Below are 22,657 nucleotides of genomic sequence, written 5' to 3'. Positions count from 1 at the left end.
GAACGGACGACATGACGCCACTTGTCGTCGGCATCGACATCGGCACCTCCGGCGCCCGCGCGGTCGCCATGCGCCGGGATTTTTTCATTGCCGCCCAATCCGCCGTGCCTCTCGACAGGTTCGGCCCGAACCCCCGCGATCCCCGGACATGGTGGCAAGCGGTCCAGGCGGCGCTGGCCGGGCTGCTTTCAAGCATAGACCGTGCCACGGTCCGCGCCATCGCCGTCGACGGCACATCGGGCACGCTGCTGCCGGTCGACACTGATGGGCGGCCCCTGGCCGAGCCGCTGATGTACAACGACAAGGTCGATGACGGAGACATCCTGGCCATCGTCGCCCGCGAGGCGCCGGAAACGAGCGCCGCCCACGGGCCGACTTCAGGCCTCGCCAAGGCGCTCCGATTCCAGCGTCTGCCCGGCATGGCGGCCGTGCTGCACCAGGCCGACTGGATCGCCGGCAACCTGTCCGGACGCTTCGACGTCAGCGACGAGAACAATGCGCTCAAGACCGGCTATGACGTCGAGGCTCGCCGCTGGCCGGATTGGATCGCGGCCACCGGCATGCGCATGAATTTACTGCCTGATGTCGTCGAGCCGGGCGAGGTCAGCGGCACGCTTACCACGGCCGCCGCCGCGCTTTTCGGCCTGCCGCGCGATGTGGTTGTGGTTGCCGGCACCACGGACGGCTGCGCCTCATTCCTGGCGACGGGCGCTGCGGCAGCCGGCGACGGCGTCACCGCATTGGGTTCCTCGCTGACCATCAAGATCCTGTCCGACCGGCCGATCTCGGCGCCGCGCTTCGGCATCTACAGCCATCGTCTTGGCGACACCTGGCTGGCCGGCGGCGCATCGAATTCCGGTGGCAAGGTGCTGGCGCGGCATTTTCCGCTCGCGCGGATCATCGAGCTCAGCACCATGATCGACCCCGCGACCGAGACCGGCCTCGACTACTATCCGCTTGGGACGACTGGCGAACGGTTCCCCATCGCCGATCCGGCGCTCCCCCCGCGCCTCGTCCCGCGCCCGGCGGATGATGCCGACTATCTCAAGGCGATGTTCGAAGGCATGGCCGCGATCGAAGCGCTCGGCTATCGCCGGCTTGGCGAGCTCGGCGCGCCGGCGCTGACTTCGGTCCGCAGCGTCGGCGGCGGCGCGGCAAATCCGGCGTGGAGCGCGATCCGGCAGCGTAAGCTCGGCGTTGCGTTCTTGCCGGCTTTGTCGGACGAGGCCGCTGCCGGAGCGGCGCGGCTGGCGTTGAAGGGTGCGAACGAGGTGGGGCTGCTATGAGCGGGAAACTGGCTGAACGCCTCGACGGCATCGGACCGCTGGAGGAGCGCTACCAGGTCTTCCTGGTCGACCAGTTCGGCGTGCTGCATGACGGCTCGGCCCCCTATCCCGGCGCGGTGGTGGCCTTGGCGGCACTGAAGCGCGCCGGAAAGACCGTGGTGCTGGTCTCCAACTCCGGCAGGCGCGCCAAGCCCAACGAAGACCGTTTGCTGAGGCTCGGCTTCGAGCCCGGAAGCTGGGATCATTTCGTTTCCTCCGGCGAGGTGGCGTGGCGATCCTTCCACGAAATGGCGGCGACCGGAGCGTTGCGGCCCGGCACGAACTGCCTGTTGATCAGCCGCGATAATGACCGCACAGCGATCGAGGGCCTGCCTTTTGTATTGACCGGAACCGGCGATACCGCCAACCTGGTACTGATCGCGGCCAGCGAGGGCGACCGCTACGACCTCGAGCATTATCGCCGCTTGCTGGCCCCGGCGGCGGCGCGAAAAGTGCCATGCTTCTGCACCAATCCCGACAAGATCATGCTGACGGCGGTCGGGCCCCGCTTCGGCGCCGGCGAGATCGCCGATCTTTACGAGAGCCTGGGCGGCAGCGTCACCCGCATCGGCAAGCCCGGCCCGGCGATCTTCGAAGCGGCGCTCGCGCTCGCCGGCGAACCAAAGCGCGGCAGCGTGGTCTGCGTCGGCGACAGCGTCGAACACGATATTGCAGGCGGCAATGGCGTCGGCATCGCGACGGCACTGGTGATGGGTGGGATATTGGCCGACACGCCTGACCTCGCCGCTGTCTTCGATGAGCATAAGGCCTGGCCGGACTATACGATGGGGTCCTTCAGCTTTCGCTGACCGCCGCCAGAATCCGCCTTGCACTCTCCTCGTCGGTGATCAGGATTGTGGGCGCAATCAGGTTCATTGCGCCGAGCAGGGCGTCGGTCTTCTCCGCGCCGCCGGAGGTCAGAATGCGGATTGGCGCCTTGCGTAGCCGGTCGACATCCACCGACATCACATGGTTGTTGACGGGATGATCGACCAGATCGCCATTGCGGTCGTAGAAGTGGAACAGGAGGTCCCCGACGGCGCCGCGCGCCAGCAGCGCCTCCCGGTCCGCTTCCCTGAGGAAGCCGCCGCGCGAGAAGGTGGTGGCCGAAGCGATCCCGCCGACACTCAGCAGAACGGCGTCGAGCGCGTCGGCCATTTCAAAAACCTCCTGCAGGCCGCAGCGTTCGATCAGCGCGATCTTGGTCTCGACGCTGTCGACGACGGCTGGCGTCGGCATCAGATAGCCGTCGCCCTGGAAGATCTGGGCGAAGCGCCAGGCGAACTCGGCCGGGTTGACCCGGCGCGCGACGCCGACGCCGCCAAGCAGCGAAATCACCTTGAAATCGGTCAGCGATTTGGCGCTGATGAACGGCAAGGTGTGGAACAGCGTATTGCCCCAGCCGACACCGACCTGCATGCCGGATTTCATAGCGTCGGACAGGAACATGCCGGTCTTGGCGGCTATTGCCGGGATCGGATCGGCACTGGCCGCCGTCAGCGGCGCCACCAGCGCCTGCTGGAGGCCGAAGGTCTTTTCCAGCGCGCGCTCCAGCCGCACGATCTCTAGAAGCTCGCTCTCGATGGTGATCTTGACCTCGTTGCGCGACCGCGCCTCCGCCAGCATGCGCACGATGGTGACGCGGCCGACGCCGAGCACATCGGCGATCTCGTTCTGCGTCATCTGCTCGACGAAATACATCCAGGCGGCGCGGATCCTGAGGCGGTCCGTGCGGCTCTCGCTGACGATCTGCTCGGTCGCTTCCGCTCCTGCCCGCCTTTCGTCGGTCCGCCTTTCCTCGGGCCGTCTTTCCACGATTTGTCGTCCCCTGGCCAATCATCCCTCCCCCGCGGCGGACGAGTGCGCCGTCGCCGATTCTGCATGCTGGTCTAGTATCGCCTATTGATCTACCAATCGATAGGAACAATGTAGAGTCGGTGGTGCCCGTCGCAGGTGGCGCCGCACGGCACATTCGAGGCTAACCGCGATGCTCCGACAAATCTCCGAAGATGTCCGCGTCAACCTCAAGGACCGGCTGCGGGAAGTCCGCGACATCATCCGCCAGAGCCGCCATGACGGCGCCAGCGAGGCCAGCCTGCTGCGCGAAGCAACCAGCCATCTGCCGCCATTTCCGGGCAAAGGCATCGAAGGCCTGCTCAGCCATGCCGCGAGTGCCGTCGACGAAGCGCTGTCGATCGCCGAATCCTTCGTCCCGCACGAGCGCCCGATAAGAGTGGACGGAACGACCGTAAAAGGCCTCGCCACCTATTTCCCGGCCGGTGACGAAGACCAGCAATTGAGCGCCGAGCGCCTGTTCCGGCGCGACATGTACTATCTGACCAAGGCAGTGCTTGCCGGGCTGAAGATCGACCACGCCCGTATCCATGAAGCCGGTTTCGCCGCCGTCCACGCGGCCATGCGCAAGCGCCATGGCGAATTGTTGGCTGCGCTGGCCGCGCCGGGTGCCGGACTGCAGGCCATCGCGGCCATCTGCGCGGCACTGCTGGTCGAGTTGCTCAACCAGCGTCCGGTCCGCTTTGGCGAAGCCGCGCCGGAAACGAGCGCTGCCGGCGGCCAGGCGCTCGACGTAAGCTGCCTGGCGCCGGTCGTCCTGGCCTGCGGCCTGGCGACCACCGGTCGTGACGGCGCGCCGGAGCCCGACATGCTGGAAATCGCGATTCTGGCGGCCGACATACGCCATGAGCGCATTGCCCAAGCCTGCGCCAAGGCGAGCCCGGTCGATGAATTGGCACCTGTGTTCGCCACCTTGCTTGCGCATCTGCCGTAAGCTCCAGCGGCGATTGCGGGAACTACTCCCCGGCTGCCATCGCCGTGATCGTCTTCTTGGCGCGCTGGATCGAGGCCGGGCTCATCGACAGCTCGGTCAGGCCCATCTCCAGGAAGGCCGGAATGAGATCCGGCCGGCCCGCCGCTTCGCCGCACATGCCGACCATGATGCCGGCGGCGACGCCGGCCTTGGCCGTCAGCCCGATCGCCGACATGACCGCCGGATTGGTGACGTCGTTGAGCTTCGCAACGGTCGGGTTGAGCCGATCGGCCGCCATGATGTACTGGGTCAGGTCGTTGGTGCCGATCGAGAAGAAAGCTACTTCCTTGGCCAGTGCCGGGGCGATCAGCACGGCGGCCGGGGTTTCGATCATCACGCCGAGATCGAACGTTGCATGCGGCACGCCTTCGGCCTTGAGTTCGGCGGCGCATTCGGCGACAAGAACGCGCGTCTGCCGCACCTCGCCAAGATCGGAGACCATCGGCAGCATCACCTTGATGTTGCCGTGCACGGCGGCCCTCAGCAGCGCCCTGAGCTGGCGCTTGAAGATATCGGGCCGGTCGAGGCACATGCGGATGCCGCGCCAACCGAGGAAGGGGTTCTCCTCGTCGGGGAACTCGATGCCGGCAATCGGCTTGTCGCCGCCGATGTCGAGCGTGCGCACGATGACCGGATAGGGTGCGAAGGCCTTGGCCAGCGCCGCATAGGTCTCGGCCTGCATGTCCTCCGACGGAAGGTGCATATGGCGCATGAACAGGAGCTCGGTGCGGAACAGGCCGACACCCATGGCGCCGGCCTCTTGCGCTGCCTCGATCTCTTCCAGCGAGCCGATATTGGCCGCGACCTCGATGACCCTGCCGTCCGCCAGCTTCGGCGTCACCGTCTTGAAAGCCGCCAGGCCGGCACGCTCCTTCGCCGCCGCTTCGACACGACCGGCGAAATCGGCGCGCGTCGCCGCGTCGGGGTCGATGAACACCTGGCCGCTGTTGCCGTCGAGCGCCACCTCTTGCGCCGTGCGCAAGAGGTGGATCCGGTCGCCAAGGCCGAGCACCGCCGGAATGCCATGCGAGCGGGCGATGATGGCGATGTGCGAGGTGGCGCCGCCATGGCCGCACACCACGCCGCCGATGCGTTTCAGCGGCGCCCGCGCCAGATCCCAGGCGCCGATATCGTCGGCGATCAGGATCGCACCTTGCGGGATGTTTTCGAGACTGACGTCGTCCTGGCCAAGCAGCACCAGGCTGATCTGCCGTCCGACCGCATGGACATCGTCCGCCCGCGCATTGAGATAATGATCGTCGACGGCGCTGAAATCGGCGGCGATGGTGGAGGCGGCGGTGATCGTGGCCGAGACCGCGTCATTGCCGCCCCTGATTGCCTTCTCGGCCTCGCCGGTCAGGCTGTCGTCGGCGGCGATATCCCTCAGCGCCGCGACGATGCCCCGGTCACCGGCCGACAGACTATCCTGCGCCAAGGCCCGGTCCATGCGTGCCTGGACGGCGGCGACGGCGGTGCGAAACCTGTCGATCTCGCCGGCGATCTCATCGGCCCGCAGCATGCGGCCCTGCCCGGCGATGTCAGGCGGGAAATGTGCAAAAGCCGGCCCGATGGCGACGCCCTCGCTTGCGGCGACACCGCGCAAACCACTGCTTGCTTCGCCTGATGCAGCCGGCGCGGACCGTGGCGCTGGCGCGAGTGCCGCTTCCTTGCCCTGGTCATTGGCTGGAGCGTGGGTGTCTTCGTCGTCGAGACCCGCCTTGGGGTTCTCGAGATAGCCGATCAGCGCCTCGATCGCCTCGATGGCGTCGGCGCCGTTCGCCCGCACGGTGACTTCCTGGTTTTCCTTGACCGCCAGCAGCATCAGCTTGACCGAGCTCTTGGCACTGACCGCCTTGCCGTCCTTGACCAGTTCGACGTCGGATTCGAAAGCCTTGGCGAGCTTGACGAAGCGCGTGGCGGGACGGGCGTGCAAACCTTCATGCACTCTGACGATGGTCGAGCGTTCCATGGCAAATACTCTGCTTTTTTGGGCGCCAAAGCCAGACTGGCTGGGCGCGAATGCTTTCAGGCGGCGATGGTGATGATCGCGCCTGTCTTCAGCGCAGCCACGAGGGCTTGCGTATCGACCTGCGATGCGCAGATCTCGCCCGGCCTTTCGGCCTCGCTGGCGCCGTTGAACGAGATGACGACGTGGCCCATCTCGAGCACCTTGCTCCAGGCGCTGGAGCCGACGGCGGTTATGACAGCCGAAACCGGGCCAAGGGTGATCGACGCGCCCTTTTCAGGCGCGCCGTCGCTAGGTCCGATCTCGGCCTTGTGGAGCACCGAGACCTCGGCAAGCTCCGGTGGCGAGCCATCCGCGAACAGGATGACCACGCCGCCCTCGGCGAGGTCCGCCACTTCGGGTCCTATTGCCGTGACCCGTGTCTTGAGAAGAACCGACATATGGCGAACCTCGTTATTTCTGCTGTTTAGAACACGATCAGGGAGACGACCCAGGCGATCAGCACCGAGACCGGACCCATGATCTGGCGGCTGATGAGCACCGCCGGCACGCCGATTTCGATGGTTTTCGGCTTGGCTTCACCCAGTGCGAGGCCGACGGGAACGAAGTCGCAGCCCACCTGGGTGTTGTAGGCAAACAGAGCCGGCAGCGCCATCGCCGGAGAGATCGTGCCGTTGGCAATCTGCGGGCCGATGATGGCGACGCCGATAACCTGCGCGATAACAGCGCCTGGCCCCAGGATGGGCGACAGGAACGGCAGGCCGCAAATAGCCGAGATGATCAGCAGGCCGACGATATTGTTGGCCAGCGGACCCATCGGCTGCGCCAGCACGTCACCGACGCCGGTATACAGGATCAGACCGATGAGCATGGTCACGAAGGCCATGAACGGCAGCACGTTGCGGATGACCTGGTCGATGGTGCGGCGGCCGGCATTGAAGAAGATGCCGACGACACGACCCATGACGCGGCCGATCGTGCTGATGAAACCGATCAGGCCACCCTCGCTGGGCAGCGCCGTCGGCGTCGCTGTGTTGTTGGTCGAACCCATCGATGCTGCTCCCCCTGCAGTCGTGACCGCCTCGGACCCGTCCGCCATTGTGACGTCGGCCGGCTTGACGCCCGAAACATAGATATCCTCGGTGATGAACTGGGCGAGCGGCCCGGACTGTCCGACCGGCGTCAGGTTGACGGTCGGGATACGCTTGCGCGGATAGACGCCGCATCGTGCGGTGCCGCCGCAGTCGACGACGACAACCGCCATTTCGCTTTCGATCGGCGGCGCCTTGAAGCCGTCGACGGCTTCAGCGCCGGTCATATCGGCGATGAGCTGCGCCACCGGATGAATGCCACCACCGGTGACGGAAACAACCTTGCTGCGCTGTTCGGTCGGCTCGATCACAAGCGGACCGCCCCACCCTGTTTTGCCCCGGGTGATCCGTACGGCTTTGTATGTCTTGGCCATGATGTCCTCCCCGCCCTTACAGCTCGACGCCCTGGCGGCGTGCCATGATGGCGGTGATGCGCTCGGTCAGCATGCCCTTGAGCAGGATGACGACGAGGCCGACGATGGCGTACCAGATGGCAACCTTGACATGGTAGCCGGCGGCGATGACGCCGCGCTTCTCGAGATCGAGCAAGGCCACGAGCATGCCTCCCCAGACGAAATATTCGCCAGGGTTGATGTGCGGAAAGAGGCCGAGCGGCGGATGCACGTAGGACACGGCCGCGTCATAGAAGGCCGGCTTGTGCTTTTCTTCCAGGAACGAGCCGAAGGTGTAAGCCATCGGGTTGGTGAGGAAGAAAACCGCCAGCAGCGGCAGCACGGTGTAGCGGGTCAGCGCGATGCGGCCAGCGCCACGCGCCAGACCGTGGACCCGCTCTTCGCCGACCAGTTCGGTGACGGCGTAAAAGGCGGTCATCAGCACCACAAGCGTCGGGATGATGCCGGTGACAAAGCCGGCGAAAACCTCGCCGCCCTTCTGGAAAATGCCGATGAAGTACTTGCCGATGGCAGTCAGCCAGCCAAGCTGCTCTTCCTGCTGCACGTTTTTCAGCTGCTCCTTCAGCTGATCGGCGGTGACCGGCCCGCTGTCGGTCTGCGCCTGCGCCAGGACCACGAGATGATCGGAAGCATGCTCGACGGCGAGCTTGCCATGCAATGCAGCATCCGAGACCATGGCACCCGCGACATGCAAATTGTGCACGGCCATGTCGGCATGCTGCGCCAACAACGAAAATACAGACATTTCTCCTCCTTATGCCGGCCCGCCGGTTGATCCCAGTCGGCGCACGGCCTCCTCTATGCCCTTGCTACATTCAAGCCGGCCAAACCCGGCTTCTTCCCCGGCTCCGACCGTGCTTTGTCGATCTGTTCGATCGCTCGCTTCACGGCCTCGGCCACACCGGGTTCCCCCTCCCCCATGATCGCAGGGTTGGACCGGAGTCGATCGAGGGGAACGCCCTCGAATTCTTCATGTCGCTTGAATTTGGTGAACACGGAACGGCCGCTCATCACCATCATTCGGCGCACGATCAAGTCGGGCGTAACCACGACCAGCGCGATCGTTCCCTTGGCAAATCGGCCGCGAAAATTGCCGGCTCCGACGAAGCCGTCCTTGTACTGGTCGGTGACGCCCCGGAAGACATCCGAATAGTGCCGCATCTGCAGCCAGACGCCGAGCGACTGCAACGCCCACACAATAACCAGCAGAAGCAGTCCCCACTGCCAAATCGCCATTCGGTTCTCCTCCCGAAGCCTCAGTCGAGGCGCACCTTGGACCGGCGCACGACAACAGCAAAGTGAGAACATTTGTTTCCGCGAATGTCAATATGTATGATATTGACCTCAACCACGGTCATCCACAGGGCCGCCGCGCGATTACGGCGGGGGCACGACTGTGCTAACCTGTGGGGAAACGGGATACAGGAAATGGAACTGCCCTTCAGGGATGAACTGGCCCTCATGCCCGACCTGCGCCACCGGCTGCGGCAGTTGCGCTGGTTCCGCGCCACCTTCCGCGGCAGCGCCAAGGTGGTCTCGGACACATTCGGCGTACGCTTCGAAATCGACGAGGCGAAGCTGACCCGGGCTTTTCTCGACTGGGTCGAGGTCATGGAAGCGCAGAAGCGCTTTGCCGCGATCGACCGCGCCGATTTCATCGTCTTTGCCGCCGGCCTCGTGCTGCGCGAACTGATAAAACAGGCGCCGGCAAGGGAAATCTCCGGCCTCACCCAGCTCATCGAAACGGATCAGAATGCCGGCACGCTGGACATCATCCGTTTCTGGCCGGAAGGCTTTCTCTACACCAACTACTGTGTCTCGGTGATTTCGGCGATCTACGAGCAGGAGTTTGGCTCGGCGCCCAGTATCGACAAATGCGCCGACGACCTGCGCACCTGGTGGTCCTATCGCGAGAACGTCACCGAAATGCCGGCCTATGCCGTGGCTTTCCTCGACCGCTTCCTGGGGGCGGAACCGAACTGGATCACGCCCGATCGCGCACAGTCGCGGCAGGCCATGCAGCGGGCGCTGGGGTCCTCCCGCGCCAGCGACGTCTTGCGCCAGCTTTGAATTGGCCTCTATTACCCCCTATCCACGAGGCCGAGCGCGCCCGCTATTGAACATTTGACTTTTTGTCGATAGCGATGTGCGAATTCTGACAGAGGCCGGGAGAAACGCGTGGCGCCCTCAAGACTGATCATTTTCGATTGCGACGGCGTTCTCGTCGACAGCGAGCCACTGGCCGCCAAGGCCTATGAACGTGTCTACGATAAGCATGGCATGCCGGGCGTTCACGGCGGCATCATCGCCCAGTGCGTCGGCATGAAACAGGCCGACATCATCGTCAGGATCAAGGAGTTGACCGGCCATCAGTTTCCCGCGTCGGCCGACGGCGATATCTGGGCCGAGACCAAGGTGCTTTTCACCGAAGAGTTGAAGCCAACGCCTGGAATAGGCTCGTTTCTGGAAACGCTTGCCGGCGACCGCTGCGTTGCCTCCTCGTCCTCCATCGAGCGTATAAACCACAGCCTGGCGGTGACCGGATTGGCACGCTTCTTCGGCGATGCGATCTACAGTTCCTCGATGGTCAAGAACGGCAAGCCAGCGCCGGACATCTTCCTTTTCGCGGCTGCCAGGATGGGCGCCAAACCAGCCGACTGCATCGTCATCGAGGATTCGCCTTTCGGCATCCAGGGCGCGGTCGCCGCCGGCATGACGGCGATCGGCTATACCGGCGGCGGTCATACTTATGCCGAGCATGCCGCACGGCTGACGGCGGCCGGTGCCGATCTCGTCTGCGCCGACTGGCATGAAGTTAGCCGGCAATTGGCTGGACTTGGTGTGCCAGCCTAAGTGGCAGAGACTAAAGAGGATGGTTTGGCGGCCATTCGCTGCGTGGAATCTCGGAGCCGACACGGAAGCCGAACGACAGGACCCTGGTCGCATCGGTATCCACCTCGCATCGGAAGCTCAGTTGGTACCATGTGGTTGTCGTGCTGAAGGCCGCTTCGGGGCGGTCGAGAACATTGCCGGCTTTCAGCGGAATTGTCGGCAGCCATTTGGGAGAATAGTCGGCACCTTGCAACTCCTGGTCCAGCACGTTGGCGCAAAGGGTCGCAACGCGCTGACTGCGAGGTACGCCGCTCATGGAACTCGTGGCCAACGCGTCGCCGGTAGCGCCCTGCGAGTAGAGCTTCCGAACCCCCGGAAGACCGGAATACATCGGTGATCCAGCACCTGCGTCGTTCGTGGAATTTGAGGCGGTGGCTTTTCCGGCCCGGGACTTCAGGGCCTTTTCGGACTTGAACTTCATCGTCTTGACGACTTTGGCCTTGGGCTTTTCGGCCGCGGCCCCGGTCTTGGCGTCGCTCTCGGCTGGCGACGGCTTTGGCTCTACGGCTGCTTGCTGATCGGCGGCTTTTGGCGCAGCCTGCTGTTGATCAGCGTCCTCCGTGACCTGCTTTTCCTCGCTCGGCGTGGGCTTGGCTGCAGTCGGCTCGGTTGGCGGATTCTCATCGGCTTTGCTCGCATCCGGCCGCTGCTCCGCGTTTGCCGTCGCTGCAGGCTTGTTCTCGGCGGACTTGGGCACGACCGGAGGCTTCGAGGCGTCATCCTTTGCAGGCGACGGCGCATTGTCCTTGGCCGCCCCCCCATCCAGGGATTTCTTCGGTCCGGTATCTTTGTCGCCATACTGAAAAACGCGCTTCAAAGCGGTGTCATCAGGTTGTTTGCGCGGCTGTTCGGGTGGCTTTTCAACCTTCTGCTCTGGGGGCTTCTCAGCTTTCGGTTCCGGCGGTTTCTCGGCTTTGAGCGGCTGCGGTTTTGGCTTGTCGGGCGGAGGCACGAGCGCGACGCTTATCGGTTGCTCCTGCTGGGGCTCTTGTGAGGCTTTTGACAGGCCATAGATGAAGAACGATGCGACAAGCGCATGCAGGACCAGCGATGCGGCCAAGGCCCACAGCAGATTCCGGCGCCATTCGCGTGTCTCATCCTTCATCTCTTCCGATGTGGAATGAAATAGCGGCGGCTTCAAGCATAAGCACCGGATTGACGCCATTTAGCCGCTGACAGCTTGGTGATCTGGAGGATGCTGCGCAGGAGATCGGCTAGCTTTGCCGCCAGCGTGGGATTCCGTCCAGAAATCCGTCGTCCAGCCGCGTTTCCCCAAACCAGTTCAGCCGGTTGATGCTGACGAAACCCGCATCGATCGCGGCGTTTTCATCCCCCGGTTCGCTTGCATGGGCTCGGCCACGCGGCACCATAATGATCGTGCGATCCCCGGCGCTTTCCACCACCTCGGCCGTGCGGCCGATCTTGTCGCGGCCGATGCGCGGCTGGCGGATTTCGGCCGGCAGCGCGATCGGCAGGTTGACGCTCAGCCAATGGCCCTCTGTCGCCCAATCGGCGCGCGATTGCCAGAGCGAGGCGATCAGCTTGCCAAGCCATTCGTCGTCGGCAGCGCCGAAGTCAGGATTTTTCACGCGCGAAAAGCCGATCGCCGGTACGCTCCAGAAAGTCGCTTCGCGGGCAATACCCAGCGTGCCGGAATAGGCGATATCCTCGGCGACGTTGCGGCCGTCATTGATGCCCGACAATACGAGGTCAGGCTTCGGTTCATCGGCGAATAGCCAAGTCATGGCGCTCACCACGCAATCGGCGGGCGTGCCCGAGCACGCATACCAGTTCGGCTTGACGCGCCGCATCGTCAGCGGCCCGGCGATGGTCAGCGACGAGCCGGCGGCGGTGCGCTTGCCGTCCGGCGCGACCACCCAGACATCGTCGTTCAACCCGAGGGCGGCATTGACGAGACGGGCAAGACCCGGCGCTTCGATGCCGTCATCGTTGCAGATCAGGATTCTCATGATGCGCTTCCTTGCCCCACCGTGATGCGTTGACCCGTATGGCATTGCGTGAGCAAGGACGGAATATGGCTTTTCAACTTGCCAAGAAGATCGGGGGCGCAGGAATGGCCCAGCGCCGTGGGGCGTCCCGCCTTCTCCCAGACGCCGACATTGCCCGACAGTGTCGGGTGGGTGGGCATGCGTATCCAGTCCGCCCGGCCGGCCTTGTGCATGAGATCGCCCGGAGAGCCCAAAGGCAGATGCCCGGTGAGCAGCACCGGAAACCCGGCATCGTCGGCGCGAGGCAAAAGGCGCGACGACGGGCCAGCCTCGCCCATGCCGTCATTGGCCAGCAGGGGCAGCGAAGGCAGCGGGTCGGCATCGCTCCAGTCGGCCGCGCTTCGCAGGCGGGCAAGCAAAAGCTCGGAAATGCCCGGCAACAGGGACGCGGTCGCGCCGATCTGCGCTTCCAGCGACGAACGCATGCCGGCATGGACGGCGAACGACCCCGGCAAGGCCGCGATCAGTTCCAGCGATCGGCCAGACAACGGCGTCGGCAAGAGGCATCCCTGCGGATGCCGCGCCACCCATTCGGAAATTTCTTGCGCCCGGGCAGCCCCCGGCACGGGATCCGCCCCGTAGGAGGCATCGAAGACCAGGAGATCGCAATGCGGGATCGTGTCCATGACAAACACATTGCTGTCAGGCACCACATCGGCCGAATAGGCGACGCGGCTTGTCCCGTCGTCGACGGCGAACCAGACCCCGCCGACGACATGACCGGACCGCCCGGTCCTGACCGTGAAATTGCCGCTTGTCAGTGTGTCGCCCGGTTCGAAGAGTTCGATGCGGTTTTCAGGCAAGGGAAATCGCCTGAAATCCTCCGGCTCGGCATAGGCGGCGAGCGTGGCCGGCGCCTCGGTGCGGGTCTCCGCCGTCATGAAGATCGGGCCGCTATAGCCCCGCGACAACAGCCAGCTCAGCGCGCCGACATGATCCTCATGGGCATGCGAAACGAAAACAGCATCGATGTCGTCGCTCGACCCGTTGAGCGCTGGGTAGTATTCCACCCCGGAAGCGCCGACCTTGATGCCGACATCGAGCAGGATGCGATCGTCGCCGCTGTTGACGGCGAGGCTGGTGCGGCCCTTTTCTCCGAAGCCGCCGGCAAGGTCCAGCATCATCACGAGGCCGTCCCCGCCGCCGGGATCAGCCAGCCGGATTTTATGCGCAGGCGCGCTTGCGCCCCGTTCTCCAGCGCAACCGGGTCGGGCTGCTCGAAATGCAAGGTGAGGTCGGGACCAGCGGTCGGCGCGAATTCAATCCGCGCCGCGCCGCCGTGGTAGATTGCCCGCTTTACGAGACCGTCGAAGCCCGAGGCATCGGCCGAAAGCTCGATATCGGCGGAGCGGCAGCAGATCTTGGCGCCGGCGCGTGGCCGCTCGCCAGGCCGGCAACGGACCACCAGCTCGGTTCCGAGAACCCGGACCTTGCAATGGCCGTTTTCCTCGCTGGCCAACACGTCCGCCGGAAGCAGAATGCCTTGCGAAATGAAGGAGGCGACCATTTCATTTGCCGGCTCATGATAAAGTTCACGCGGAGTGGCGAGCTGCGCCAGGCGTCCATGGTCCATCACAGCGATGCGGTCGGCCAGCGCCATCGCCTCGGCCTGGTCATGGGTGATGTAGACGATGGTCGTGCCCGTGCGCTTGTGGAAGGCGGCGAACTCGTCCTCCATCGAGGCTCTGAGATGGACGTCGAGATTGGCGAGCGGCTCGTCGAACAGCACCAGCGAGGGTGTCGCCACCAGGCAACGCGCCAAGGCCACGCGCTGGCGCTGGCCGCCGGAAAGATTGGCGGGCCGGCGCTCGCCCAGGCCCTGCAGATTGACAAGGGCGAGCGCATCTTCCACTTTTTGGCGTGCAAGCGCCTTGTCGAGCTTGGCCACCTTCAGCGAATAGCCGATATTCTCGGCGACGCTCATATGCGGCCACAGTGCGTAATTCTGGAAGACGATGCCGACGCGCCGCTTTTCCGGAGCGACGCTGCCGCCGCTGTTCGACACGACATCGCTGCCGATGCGGATTTCGCCCGAGGTCACCTTTTCGAAACCGGCGACCAGCCGCAGCAATGTCGTCTTGCCACAGCCGGAGGGGCCGAGCACCGCCAGAAACTCGCCGTCAGCGACGTCGATCGAGACATCCTTCACGGCGTCGAAATCGGCGAAGCTCTTGGTCACATGGTCCAGGGTCAATCGCGCCATGGCAGAACTCCGCTCGGAAGATGAGGGGCAAGCAGGTTGGTCACCAGCATCAGCACGAAGGTGACCGCGACCGTGATGACCGACATCGCCGCCGCGTAGTTGGAATCGCCGCCCTGCTCGAAGGAAAACATGACAACGCCGATGGTCTCCGAGCCCGACGACCACAGCAGCGCCGAGACGGTGAGCTCGCTGAGGGCCGTCATGAAGATCAGCAGGCCGCCGGCGATCGCCGCCGGCGCGACCAGCGGAAAGACGATGGTGCGCATGCGCGTGAACAGGCCGGCGCCCGCCACCTGTGCGGCTTCTTCGAGTGCTCGATCGATCTGGTGATAGCCGCTGACGGTCGGCCGCAAGGCCAGCACCAGGAAGCGGGCGAGATAGGCATAGAGGATGATCCACACGGTGTTGTAGAGCTGGACGCCGGTCAGCGGGATGGGGCGCAGGAACAAGAGCAGCGAGGCGATCGCCAGCACCACGCCGGGCAAGGCATACGGCAGTTCGACTGAAAGATTGAGCAGCCGCACCCAGCGCTGCTTGCCCCAAGCGATGAGATAGCCGATCGGCACGGCGACGAGGACCGCGAAGAAGGCGGCAGCGATCGACAGCCAGAAACTGTTGAAGAAGGCGCGGCTGGCGGCATCATGCTCGAACAGCACGAAACGGTAATTGTCGAGCGTCGCCGTCTTGGCGGTGAGCGCGATGCCGTAGCCCGGCACCAGCGAGGTCAGCACCAGCCCGAACAGCGGCAGGACCAGCACCAGCACGATGAGCAGCCACATGCCGGCCTGGACGACCGGCCGCCAGCGGCCCAGTTCATAAGGTTCGGCCGGCAGCGATGTCGAGGAGATGCGGTAGTCGCGGCGGCGGCTCATCACCTCCTGGGCAAGGATGCCGGCCATGGCGATGATGCCGATCAGCACCGACAGGAACGCGGTCTCGCCGAGTACCGCCGGGCCCCCGCCGGCCAGCTTCTGATAGATGAGCGTCGGCAGCACCAGATAATTGGCGGGGATGCCGAGAAAGGCCGGAATGCCGAAATTGCCGACGCAGGAGACGAAGGCAAGCGCGGCCGCCGCCATGATCGACGGCGTCATCAAGGGCAGCACGATGGTGATCAGTACGGTGAACCAATTCGCACCGCCGGCGCGCGCCGCCTCGACCAGTTCGCGCGGCAGCTTGCGCAGGCCTGCACGCACCAGCAGGAAGACCAGCGGCCCGTATTGGACGCCAAGCAGCAGGATGATGCCCGAGGTCGAGTAGAGCGGGTTTTTCGTGCCGAGCGGCGGCGCCGCTCCGAAAAGCTTGAGGAATGGGCTGGCAGGGCCGAACAGTTGCAGCCAGGCCAGCGCCGTCACCTGCGGCGCGATCATCAGCGGCATGACGTAGCAGAGCACCAGGGCGCTTCGGCCGCGTATGTCGGTCAGCGAGACAAGCACGGCCACCAGCGTTCCCGACAGCACCGCCAGAAGAGTGCCGCCGATGCCGACGACCAGCGTATGCCATGTCGCGATCCAGGTTGCCGGGCTTCTCAGCCCGGCCTCCACGGCCACCGTCGACAAGACACCGCCGGGTGCCACGATCTCCTTGACGAGGCGCAGCATGGGCAGCAGCGAAAGCAGGACGATGACGACGGCCACCACCGCCGTCAGGACCATTTCCTGGCCCCGGCTCTCCCTGATACGTGTCGGCATGATTGCCTTTCCTGGGATCGGTCAGCGGGGCGGCCGGGCTCACCGGAACTGACGAGATGCCGTCGAGACGGCATCTCGCGGGGATCGACGGCTCAGCCGCCGAACAGGTCCTGGAACTTCGCCTTGTCGGCGTCGGTCTCGGCGACGATCGCCTTGGTGTCGAACGGCATCACCTTGACCTTGACGCCTTCCGGCAGCCAGTCGGGACGACCGACCGAGGCGCGTGCCGGCAGGTAACCCATCGACAGCGCCAGCTTCTGGCCTTCATCGGACAGAATGAAGTCGACGAATTTTTTCGCACCGTCGACGTTCTTGGCGGTCTTCATGATGGCCACCGGTTCGGTCACAGCGGGCACGCCCTCCGAGGGGAACACGAATTCGACGGGCGAACCCTTCTTCTTGGCGTTCATCGCCATGAAATCGACGAGGATGCCATAGGGCTTCTCGCCCGACGCCACCGACTTCAGCACCGCGCCATTGCCGCGCACGCTGACGGTGTTGTTGGTCTTCAGCTTCTGGAAGAAATCCCAGCCATAATTGCTGTCGCCGGCGAAGCCCGAAAGCAGGTAGGCGGCGGCACCGGAATAGAGCGGGCTCGGCATGACCAGGCCATCGGCATAGGCCGGCTTGGCGAGGTCAGCCCAATGCTGCGGCTTTTCGGCGGCAGCGGTGTTGTAGACGATGCCGGTAGTGATCAGCTTGCTGCCGAAATAAGTCTTGTCGGCGTCATAGGCATCCGCCTCGATGCCGTCGAGCTTGGCCTCGGGATAGGCCAGCAGCCGGTCGTCCTTCTTCAGCAGTTCCATCGACACCGCGTCGGCGATCAGCAGCACGTCGGGCTGCGGGCTGCCTGCGGCGAACTCGGCCGCCATCTTGGTCAGGATGTCGCTGGTTCCGGAGCGATAGATGGTGACGTCGATGCCGGGCTGTGCCTTCTTGAAGGCATCCACGGTCTTGGCTGCGTCTGCCTCGGGCTGGGATGTGTAGAGCGTCAGTGTTTCGGCATTTGCCACGCCGGCAAACAAAGTTGCCGCGAGCGCCAGCTGGCTGGCCAGCAGCTGGATGAATAGCGTCTTCATGAGACCTCCTGTCTTGTCTGTGCATGACCGGTCTGGCCCCTGGCCAGCACCCCGTCTCTTCCTCCCTGCACGGCGCATATGACTGGTGGATGACACAGCGCGTGAAACCAACAAAATATGTTCATATGTATGATGTCAATTACAAATGATCACAGCTGTGCGATAATCGGCCTGCCGCGAACCCGGCATCCGATTGACATAAGAGCGGCCTTTTCCCGGATGAGGACAACGCCGTCGGCCATGACGCATGAGGGACGACAATCCATGCCCACGCAAAAGCCCGCACCGGCTCGCCTGCCGATGGTCTCGTCGGACCTCAGCGTCAAGACGGCATGGCTCTATTATGTCGAGGGTTTCACGCAGGAGCAGATTGCCGAAAAGCTCGATGTCTCCAGGGTGAAGGTCATGCGTACGCTGGCCGCCTGTACCGCCGAGGGCATCGTCGTTACCATGATCAACGCGCCGACAGCCGAACAGGTGGCGCTTGAGCGGGAACTGGAAAAACGCTGGGGCCTCAACGCCGCCGTCGTCATCCCGACACCTTCGGTTCACGACCATCTGGAGAAGGCCATCGGCCACGCCGTGGCGGCCTATCTCGGCGAGCAGATGCAGGATGGCATGACGCTGGCGATCGGCGGTGGCGCCACACTGCACGCCAGCCTGGGTTTCCTCGCCCGCCGGCACTTGAAGCGCGCCTCGGTGGTGGCGCTTGTCGGCAGCCTGCCGCATTCGCAATGGATCAACCCGTCGATCGTGGCCGCCAAGGTCGCCGATGTGTTCGAGGTGGACAGCTATCAGATCACGGCGCCGGTGATGGTGGACGACCCCTCGCTGCGCGATCTCCTGTGGGCGCAGCCGACGCTGCAGGATGTGCGCCGGCGCGCCGCGGCGGCCGACATCGCATTGCTCACCGTCGGCGACATATCGCCCGATGCCACCATCTTTCGGCATGACATCGTGCCTTCATCGCTGATTACACCCTTGAAGGCAAAAGGCGCGGTCGCCAACATGCTATGCTATTTCGTCGATGCCGCCGGCAGGCTCGTCGATCACGAAGTCAACCGGCGCGTCATGGCGATCGACCTCGATGTTGTCGCCCATGTGCCGAATGTCGTGCTGGCCGCCGGCGGAAAGCGCAAGGTGGCGGCAATCCTCGCCGCGCTCAAGGCTGTCGACACCAATGTGCTGATCACCGACAGCGACACCGCTATAGCGCTTCTGGCCAAGGCCGGCTGAGATGCCTGGGTTTAAATCAACCCGCGCTCGCGCAAAAAATCCTCGACGCCGACATGGGTCATGGATTCGAATTCGGCGATCGCTTCGGCCACGCGTCTGCGCTGCCCCGCCAGCAGCGTGAACACCTGCTTCATCTCGCCCGAAACGCCAAAACGGCTCCAGCGCTCGGCGATATGCGCGGGCAGGCCGATATCACTGCAGAACGCATCGAGGCTGTCATAGCCGAGGCTGACGACAAGCTGCCTTGTCTCTTCGGCCGACATGCGTGGCTCGAAAGCATGATCGTGCAGGCGCTGCGCCACCAGCTTGATGTCGGAAGGCGACGCGCCCATCACCCTGCCGAACAAGGTTTTGACGTCAGACGGGTCGAATGCAGGCATGTTGGCCTCCCTTGGTCGCGATCACCAGGGAACATGGGTCAAGGTTCGGTGCCTGACAAGTCGTTTCATCATAAGCCGGCGCATCATTGGCGCCGGCTTACCGCAGGAGACTAGACCAGCATGCCCATCGGATTCTCGATCAGCTTCTTGAAGGCGACCAGCAGTTCGGCCCCCAGCGCGCCATCAACCGCACGATGGTCGGTTGACAGCGTCACCGACATCACGGTGGCTATTCTGATCTCACCGTTCCTGACCACCGCCCGCTCCTCGCCGGCGCCGACCGCCAGGATCGTCGCATGCGGCGGGTTGATGACGGCGGCAAAGTCCTTGATGCCGAACATGCCGAGATTGGAGACGGCGGTCGTGCCGCCTTGATATTCTTCCGGCTTCAGCTTGCGGCTGCGGGCGCGGCTGGCCAGGTCCTTCATCTCGTTGGAGATGACCGACAGCGTCTTTTCGTCGGCATGCCGGATGATCGGCGTGATCAGGCCACCGGGGATCGAAACGGCGACGCCGACATCGGCATGCCTGTGCTTGACCATGGCGCTCTCGGTCCATGAGGCATTGGCATCCGGCACCGCCTTCAGCGCCATCGCCATCGCCTTGATGACCATATCGTTGACCGACAGCTTGTAGGCGGGCGCCTCGCCCCTGTCGGTCTTTTTCACCGGTGCCGCGGCATTGAGCTGAGTGCGTAAAGCCAGCAGCGCGTCGAGTTCACAGTCGAGCGTCAGATAGAAATGCGGGATGGTGGTTTTTGCTTCGACCAGGCGCCGCGCGATGGTCTTGCGCATATTGTCGTGCGGGACGAGGTCATAAGAGCCTTCCTCAAACAGTTTCAGCACGTCCCCTTCTCCCTTGAGGGGAGGGTGGCCGGCCGAAGGCCGGTCGGGTGGGGTCGCTTCGACGGGGCTCGGCGCAAAAGCGGTGCCTCCTGAGGCGACCCCCTCCGTCCGCTTCGCGGACACCTCCCTCTCGGGGAGGGAGGAGAGTACCGCATCGATATCCGCCTTTACGACGCGGCCATGTGGGCCTGTCCCTGATATGCCGGAGAGATTCAGTCCTGCTTCACGAGCCAATCGACGCGCCAAGGGTGTAGCGCGGGTTTTCCCCTCCCCCTCGAGGGGAGGGTGGCCGGCCAAGGGCCGGTCGGGTGGGGTCGGTTCGACCGGACTCAGCGCGAGGGCGGTACCTTCTGAGGCAACCCCCTCTGTCGACTTCGTCGACATCTCCCCCTCAAGGGGTGAGATTGGCGCCTTGTCCCCATAAGCCTCGCCGTCAGCATAAATCCAAGCCACTGCAGATCCGACCGCAATATCGACTCCTTCCTTGCCGGTCACGTCGCGCAACACACCGCTGGCCGGAGCGTCGATCTCCATCGCAGCCTTGTCGGTCTCGATTTCGAACAGCACGTCGCCCTTCTTGACCGTGGCGCCTTCCTCGGCGAACCAGCGCGAAATCTGTCCGGTCGCCATATCCATGTCGACCTTGGGAAGAATCACTTCGGTCGGCATGGATCAGCGAACCCCTTTGACGAGGTCGCGCGCGGCGGTGACGATATCGGGAACCTGCGGCACCGTGGCTTTTTCCAGCTCCGGATTGTAGGGGATCGGCGTTTCCGCACCGCCCAGCCGCACGATCGGCGCATCGAGATAGTCGAACGCTTCGCTCTCGGCGATCATGGCGCTGACCTCGGCGCCGATGCCCAGCGTCTTGACCGCTTCATAGACGCACATCAGCCGCGAGGTCTTCTTGACGCTGTCGATGACCGTCTGCTTGTCCATCGGCCGGATGGTCCGGAGATCCACGACTTCGACGTCGATGCCTTCGGCCTCAAGTGCGGCGGCGGCGTCGAGCGCCTTCTGCACCATGATCGAGGTGGCGACGATGGTGAGGTCACGGCCCTCGCGGCGGATATCTGCCTTGCCGATCGGCACGGTGTAATAGCCTTCAGGCACCGGGCCCTTCATCTTGTAGAGCAGCTTGTGCTCGAAGATCATCACCGGATCGGGATCGGCGACCGCAGCCAGAAGCATGCCCTTGGCATCATGGGGCGTCGCCGGCTGGATAACCTTCAGGCCCGGCACGTGGCCAAGCCAGGCTTCCAGGCTCTGGCTGTGCTGCGCGGCCGCCCCCGTTCCGGAGCCGGCGGGAAAGCGCATCACGACGGGCACCGAAACCTCGCCGCCCAGCATGAAACGCATCTTGGCAGCCTGGTTGACGATCTGCTCCATTGCCAGCGTGGCGAAATCGGAGAACTGGAATTCGAAGATCGGCCGCATGCCGGTCAGCGCGGCGCCGACAGCGACCCCCGCGCCCCCCAGTTCCGAGATCGGCGTGTCCAGCACCCGGTCCGCGCCGTAACGATCGACGAGGTCGCCGGTCACCTGGAAGGCGCCGCCATAGACGCCGATGTCCTCGCCCATCAGGAAGACGCGCTCGTCCATGTCCATGGCGATCGCCATGGCTTCCTGGATCGCCTGGGCGTAGCTCAGTTCACGCACCATCGCGTCCATCACGCCTGCTCCGTATACACGTAATTGCCGGTCTCGCTGACATTAGGCGACGGGCTCCCCTTGGCGAACTCGATGCCGTCGGCGATCTCCCGCGCCACCACCTCGCGGATGGCTTCGATGCCCTTGTCGTCGATGAATCCGAATTCCCGCAATTCGTTCTCGAACAGCGTGATCGGATCGCGGTTCGACATCCAGTCCTCTATTTCTTCCTTGGTCCGGTAGCGATTGCGGTCGCTCTTGGAATGGCCGCGATGGCGATAGGTCTTGGACTCGATCAGCGTTGGCCCCTCGCCCGCCCGCGCCCGCTCGACCGCCTTGTACGAAGCCTCGGCGACCTCGGAGAAGATGTTGCCGTTGACGATGACGCCCGGCATCGAATAGGCGGCGGCGCGGTCGGCGATGTTCTTGACCGCAGTGGACCGGGCAGTCGACGTCGACATGCCGTAGCCATTGTTCTCGCACACGAAAATGACCGGCAGCTTCCAGACCGCCGCCATGTTGAGCGCCTCGTGGAAGGCGCCTTCATTGTTGGCCCCGTCGCCGAAGAAGGAAACCACGACCTTGCCGGTCTTCATCATCTTGGAGGAGAGCGCCGCGCCGACGGCAATCGGAATGCCGCCGCCAACAATGCCATTGGCGCCGAGATTGCCCTTGGCGACATCGGCAATGTGCATCGAACCGCCGCGGCCCTTGCAATAGCCGGTGGTCTTGCCAAAGAATTCCGCGAACATGCGCTTCACCTCGGCGCCCTTGGCGATGCAGTGGCCGTGGCCGCGATGGGTCGAGGTGATCTGGTCGTCCTCGCCAAGCGGCATGCAGATGCCCATGGCGCTCGCCTCCTGGCCGATCGACAGATGCATGGTGCCGTGGATGAGGCCGCGCGTGTAGCTTTCTTCCGCGCCCTCCTCGAAGCGGCGGATCAGGTACATCTTGTAGAGCACCTGCTTCAGCTGCTCGGCGCTGTACTGGCGATAGACGAAGGGCAGGTTGGCGCGGCTGTCCGCGACGGCTTTGCTGGCTCCGGCCATG

The 22,657-nt window shown here is 64.2% G+C and carries 22 protein-coding genes; 6 read left to right on the top strand and 16 right to left on the bottom strand.

All coding sequences use genetic code 11. The features are described from left to right. The first annotated feature begins 11 nt into the window (after window positions 1-11). Together FJ936_RS20190 and FJ936_RS20185 are read left to right on the top strand one after the other, a co-directional pair. Window positions 12-1,286 carry an FGGY-family carbohydrate kinase gene (locus FJ936_RS20190; RefSeq protein WP_140790728.1) on the top strand — a complete coding sequence of 425 codons (1,275 nt, stop codon included), beginning with the start codon at window positions 12-14 and terminating at the stop codon, window positions 1,284-1,286. Continuing rightward, window positions 1,283-2,134: a TIGR01459 family HAD-type hydrolase gene (locus FJ936_RS20185; RefSeq protein ID WP_015315474.1), complete on the top strand. Its 852-nt coding sequence runs from the start codon at window positions 1,283-1,285 to the stop codon at window positions 2,132-2,134. Before FJ936_RS20190 ends, FJ936_RS20185 begins: the two co-directional genes overlap by 4 nt. Here the strand turns inward: FJ936_RS20185 and FJ936_RS20180 are convergent. Beyond that, a complete protein-coding gene (locus FJ936_RS20180; protein WP_051041246.1) occupies window positions 2,121-3,140 on the bottom strand; it encodes a sugar-binding transcriptional regulator in 1,020 nt (339 codons plus the stop codon). The genes FJ936_RS20185 and FJ936_RS20180 overlap by 14 nt on opposite strands. 172 nt (window positions 3,141-3,312) lie before the next feature. Here FJ936_RS20180 and FJ936_RS20175 point away from each other — a divergent pair, with 172 nt between their 5' ends. Then, window positions 3,313-4,113: a hypothetical protein gene (locus tag FJ936_RS20175; RefSeq protein ID WP_015315472.1), complete on the top strand. Its 801-nt coding sequence runs from the start codon at window positions 3,313-3,315 to the stop codon at window positions 4,111-4,113. A gap of 22 nt (window positions 4,114-4,135) precedes the next feature. Here FJ936_RS20175 and ptsP read toward each other — a convergent pair whose 3' ends face one another. Genes ptsP through FJ936_RS20150 form a run of 5 tightly spaced genes read right to left on the bottom strand, consistent with a single transcriptional unit; the run spans window position 4,136 to window position 8,858 of the window. After that, window positions 4,136-6,121, bottom strand: coding sequence for a phosphoenolpyruvate--protein phosphotransferase (ptsP, locus tag FJ936_RS20170; RefSeq protein WP_140790730.1), 1,986 nt, complete (start codon window positions 6,119-6,121; stop codon window positions 4,136-4,138). 56 nt (window positions 6,122-6,177) lie between these two features. Continuing rightward, window positions 6,178-6,558, bottom strand: a complete 381-nt coding sequence (locus FJ936_RS20165) for a PTS glucitol/sorbitol transporter subunit IIA (protein ID WP_140662903.1) — start codon at window positions 6,556-6,558, stop codon at window positions 6,178-6,180. Window positions 6,559-6,584: 26 nt separating this feature from the next. Further along, the gene (locus FJ936_RS20160; protein WP_015315469.1) at window positions 6,585-7,583 is read right to left on the bottom strand and encodes a PTS glucitol/sorbitol transporter subunit IIB; all 999 of its coding nucleotides are present in this window, start codon (window positions 7,581-7,583) and stop codon (window positions 6,585-6,587) included. Between the two features lie 16 nt (window positions 7,584-7,599). Continuing rightward, entirely contained in the window at window positions 7,600-8,367 is a 768-nt protein-coding gene (locus FJ936_RS20155) for a PTS glucitol/sorbitol transporter subunit IIC (RefSeq protein WP_140616781.1), read from the bottom strand. 53 nt (window positions 8,368-8,420) lie between these two features. After that, window positions 8,421-8,858 (bottom strand): transcriptional regulator GutM, encoded by a 438-nt coding sequence (locus tag FJ936_RS20150; protein ID WP_015315467.1) that lies wholly within the window; start codon window positions 8,856-8,858, stop codon window positions 8,421-8,423. Window positions 8,859-9,050: 192 nt separating this feature from the next. On the opposite strand from FJ936_RS20150, the gene FJ936_RS20145 reads away from it, so the two are divergent. After that, a complete protein-coding gene (locus FJ936_RS20145; RefSeq protein ID WP_140616780.1) occupies window positions 9,051-9,692 on the top strand; it encodes a hypothetical protein in 642 nt (213 codons plus the stop codon). A 108-nt stretch (window positions 9,693-9,800) separates the two neighbouring features. Beyond that, the gene (locus tag FJ936_RS20140; protein WP_140616779.1) at window positions 9,801-10,475 is read left to right on the top strand and encodes an HAD family phosphatase; all 675 of its coding nucleotides are present in this window, start codon (window positions 9,801-9,803) and stop codon (window positions 10,473-10,475) included. A 10-nt stretch (window positions 10,476-10,485) separates the two neighbouring features. On the opposite strand, the gene FJ936_RS20135 is transcribed toward FJ936_RS20140, so the two are convergent. The 6 genes from FJ936_RS20135 to FJ936_RS20110 all read right to left on the bottom strand — a co-directional run bounded on the left by FJ936_RS20135 (window position 10,486) and on the right by FJ936_RS20110 (window position 17,496). Next, complete coding sequence (locus FJ936_RS20135; RefSeq protein ID WP_140790732.1) at window positions 10,486-11,619, bottom strand: DUF930 domain-containing protein; 1,134 nt, start codon at window positions 11,617-11,619, stop codon at window positions 10,486-10,488. A gap of 109 nt (window positions 11,620-11,728) precedes the next feature. After that, on the bottom strand, window positions 11,729-12,484 hold the full coding sequence (locus FJ936_RS20130) for a 5'/3'-nucleotidase SurE (protein WP_140790734.1): 756 nt from the start codon (window positions 12,482-12,484) through the stop codon (window positions 11,729-11,731). Continuing rightward, on the bottom strand, window positions 12,481-13,647 hold the full coding sequence (locus FJ936_RS20125) for an MBL fold metallo-hydrolase (protein ID WP_140790744.1): 1,167 nt from the start codon (window positions 13,645-13,647) through the stop codon (window positions 12,481-12,483). The genes FJ936_RS20130 and FJ936_RS20125 overlap by 4 nt, the downstream gene beginning before the upstream one ends. Beyond that, the gene (locus FJ936_RS20120; protein ID WP_140790736.1) at window positions 13,647-14,726 is read right to left on the bottom strand and encodes an ABC transporter ATP-binding protein; all 1,080 of its coding nucleotides are present in this window, start codon (window positions 14,724-14,726) and stop codon (window positions 13,647-13,649) included. Before FJ936_RS20120 ends, FJ936_RS20125 begins: the two co-directional genes overlap by 1 nt. Further along, window positions 14,714-16,417 (bottom strand): iron ABC transporter permease, encoded by a 1,704-nt coding sequence (locus FJ936_RS20115; RefSeq protein ID WP_140790738.1) that lies wholly within the window; start codon window positions 16,415-16,417, stop codon window positions 14,714-14,716. Before FJ936_RS20115 ends, FJ936_RS20120 begins: the two co-directional genes overlap by 13 nt. Before the next feature lie 92 nt (window positions 16,418-16,509). Next, entirely contained in the window at window positions 16,510-17,496 is a 987-nt protein-coding gene (locus FJ936_RS20110) for an ABC transporter substrate-binding protein (protein WP_015315459.1), read from the bottom strand. Window positions 17,497-17,760: 264 nt separating this feature from the next. Between FJ936_RS20110 and FJ936_RS20105 the strand changes: the two genes are divergently transcribed. Further along, the gene (locus FJ936_RS20105) at window positions 17,761-18,732 is read left to right on the top strand and encodes a sugar-binding domain-containing protein (protein ID WP_140790740.1); all 972 of its coding nucleotides are present in this window, start codon (window positions 17,761-17,763) and stop codon (window positions 18,730-18,732) included. Between the two features lie 11 nt (window positions 18,733-18,743). Here FJ936_RS20105 and FJ936_RS20100 read toward each other — a convergent pair whose 3' ends face one another. The 4 genes from FJ936_RS20100 to FJ936_RS20085 form a co-directional block, all read right to left on the bottom strand. Beyond that, window positions 18,744-19,112 (bottom strand): hypothetical protein, encoded by a 369-nt coding sequence (locus FJ936_RS20100; protein ID WP_015315457.1) that lies wholly within the window; start codon window positions 19,110-19,112, stop codon window positions 18,744-18,746. A gap of 110 nt (window positions 19,113-19,222) precedes the next feature. Continuing rightward, window positions 19,223-20,626 (bottom strand): pyruvate dehydrogenase complex dihydrolipoamide acetyltransferase, encoded by a 1,404-nt coding sequence (locus FJ936_RS20095; protein WP_141906885.1) that lies wholly within the window; start codon window positions 20,624-20,626, stop codon window positions 19,223-19,225. Window positions 20,627-20,629: 3 nt separating this feature from the next. Beyond that, entirely contained in the window at window positions 20,630-21,628 is a 999-nt protein-coding gene (locus FJ936_RS20090) for an alpha-ketoacid dehydrogenase subunit beta (protein WP_023774165.1), read from the bottom strand. Continuing rightward, complete coding sequence (locus FJ936_RS20085) at window positions 21,628-22,656, bottom strand: thiamine pyrophosphate-dependent dehydrogenase E1 component subunit alpha (RefSeq protein WP_140789847.1); 1,029 nt, start codon at window positions 22,654-22,656, stop codon at window positions 21,628-21,630. Before FJ936_RS20085 ends, FJ936_RS20090 begins: the two co-directional genes overlap by 1 nt. Window position 22,657 lies beyond the last annotated feature (1 nt).

Source organism: Mesorhizobium sp. B2-4-13 (genome assembly GCF_006658535.1).
In the GTDB taxonomy this organism is placed as follows: Bacteria; Pseudomonadota; Alphaproteobacteria; order Rhizobiales; family Rhizobiaceae; genus Mesorhizobium; species Mesorhizobium australicum.
This window is presented reverse-complemented; position numbering and strand designations above follow the sequence as displayed.

What these genes read in the sequence shown, in the direction of transcription:
- FJ936_RS20150 (WP_015315467.1), bottom strand. Translation starts at nt 8,858, where the DNA reads ATGGCGATTTGGCAGTGGGGACTGCTTCTGCTGGTTATTGTGTGGGCG.
- FJ936_RS20130 (WP_140790734.1), bottom strand. Translation starts at nt 12,484, where the DNA reads ATGAGAATCCTGATCTGCAACGATGACGGCATCGAAGCGCCGGGTCTT.
- ptsP (WP_140790730.1), bottom strand. Translation starts at nt 6,121, where the DNA reads ATGGAACGCTCGACCATCGTCAGAGTGCATGAAGGTTTGCACGCCCGT.
- FJ936_RS20165 (WP_140662903.1), bottom strand. Translation starts at nt 6,558, where the DNA reads ATGTCGGTTCTTCTCAAGACACGGGTCACGGCAATAGGACCCGAAGTG.
- FJ936_RS20175 (WP_015315472.1), top strand. Translation starts at nt 3,313, where the DNA reads ATGCTCCGACAAATCTCCGAAGATGTCCGCGTCAACCTCAAGGACCGG.
- FJ936_RS20145 (WP_140616780.1), top strand. Translation starts at nt 9,051, where the DNA reads ATGGAACTGCCCTTCAGGGATGAACTGGCCCTCATGCCCGACCTGCGC.
- FJ936_RS20100 (WP_015315457.1), bottom strand. Translation starts at nt 19,112, where the DNA reads ATGCCTGCATTCGACCCGTCTGACGTCAAAACCTTGTTCGGCAGGGTG.
- FJ936_RS20090 (WP_023774165.1), bottom strand. Translation starts at nt 21,628, where the DNA reads ATGGACGCGATGGTGCGTGAACTGAGCTACGCCCAGGCGATCCAGGAA.
- FJ936_RS20115 (WP_140790738.1), bottom strand. Translation starts at nt 16,417, where the DNA reads ATGCCGACACGTATCAGGGAGAGCCGGGGCCAGGAAATGGTCCTGACG.
- FJ936_RS20185 (WP_015315474.1), top strand. Translation starts at nt 1,283, where the DNA reads ATGAGCGGGAAACTGGCTGAACGCCTCGACGGCATCGGACCGCTGGAG.
- FJ936_RS20095 (WP_141906885.1), bottom strand. Translation starts at nt 20,626, where the DNA reads ATGCCGACCGAAGTGATTCTTCCCAAGGTCGACATGGATATGGCGACC.
- FJ936_RS20155 (WP_140616781.1), bottom strand. Translation starts at nt 8,367, where the DNA reads ATGTCTGTATTTTCGTTGTTGGCGCAGCATGCCGACATGGCCGTGCAC.
- FJ936_RS20135 (WP_140790732.1), bottom strand. Translation starts at nt 11,619, where the DNA reads ATGAAGGATGAGACACGCGAATGGCGCCGGAATCTGCTGTGGGCCTTG.
- FJ936_RS20190 (WP_140790728.1), top strand. Translation starts at nt 12, where the DNA reads ATGACGCCACTTGTCGTCGGCATCGACATCGGCACCTCCGGCGCCCGC.
- FJ936_RS20085 (WP_140789847.1), bottom strand. Translation starts at nt 22,656, where the DNA reads ATGGCCGGAGCCAGCAAAGCCGTCGCGGACAGCCGCGCCAACCTGCCC.
- FJ936_RS20125 (WP_140790744.1), bottom strand. Translation starts at nt 13,647, where the DNA reads ATGATGCTGGACCTTGCCGGCGGCTTCGGAGAAAAGGGCCGCACCAGC.
- FJ936_RS20120 (WP_140790736.1), bottom strand. Translation starts at nt 14,726, where the DNA reads ATGGCGCGATTGACCCTGGACCATGTGACCAAGAGCTTCGCCGATTTC.
- FJ936_RS20105 (WP_140790740.1), top strand. Translation starts at nt 17,761, where the DNA reads ATGCCCACGCAAAAGCCCGCACCGGCTCGCCTGCCGATGGTCTCGTCG.
- FJ936_RS20160 (WP_015315469.1), bottom strand. Translation starts at nt 7,583, where the DNA reads ATGGCCAAGACATACAAAGCCGTACGGATCACCCGGGGCAAAACAGGG.
- FJ936_RS20110 (WP_015315459.1), bottom strand. Translation starts at nt 17,496, where the DNA reads ATGAAGACGCTATTCATCCAGCTGCTGGCCAGCCAGCTGGCGCTCGCG.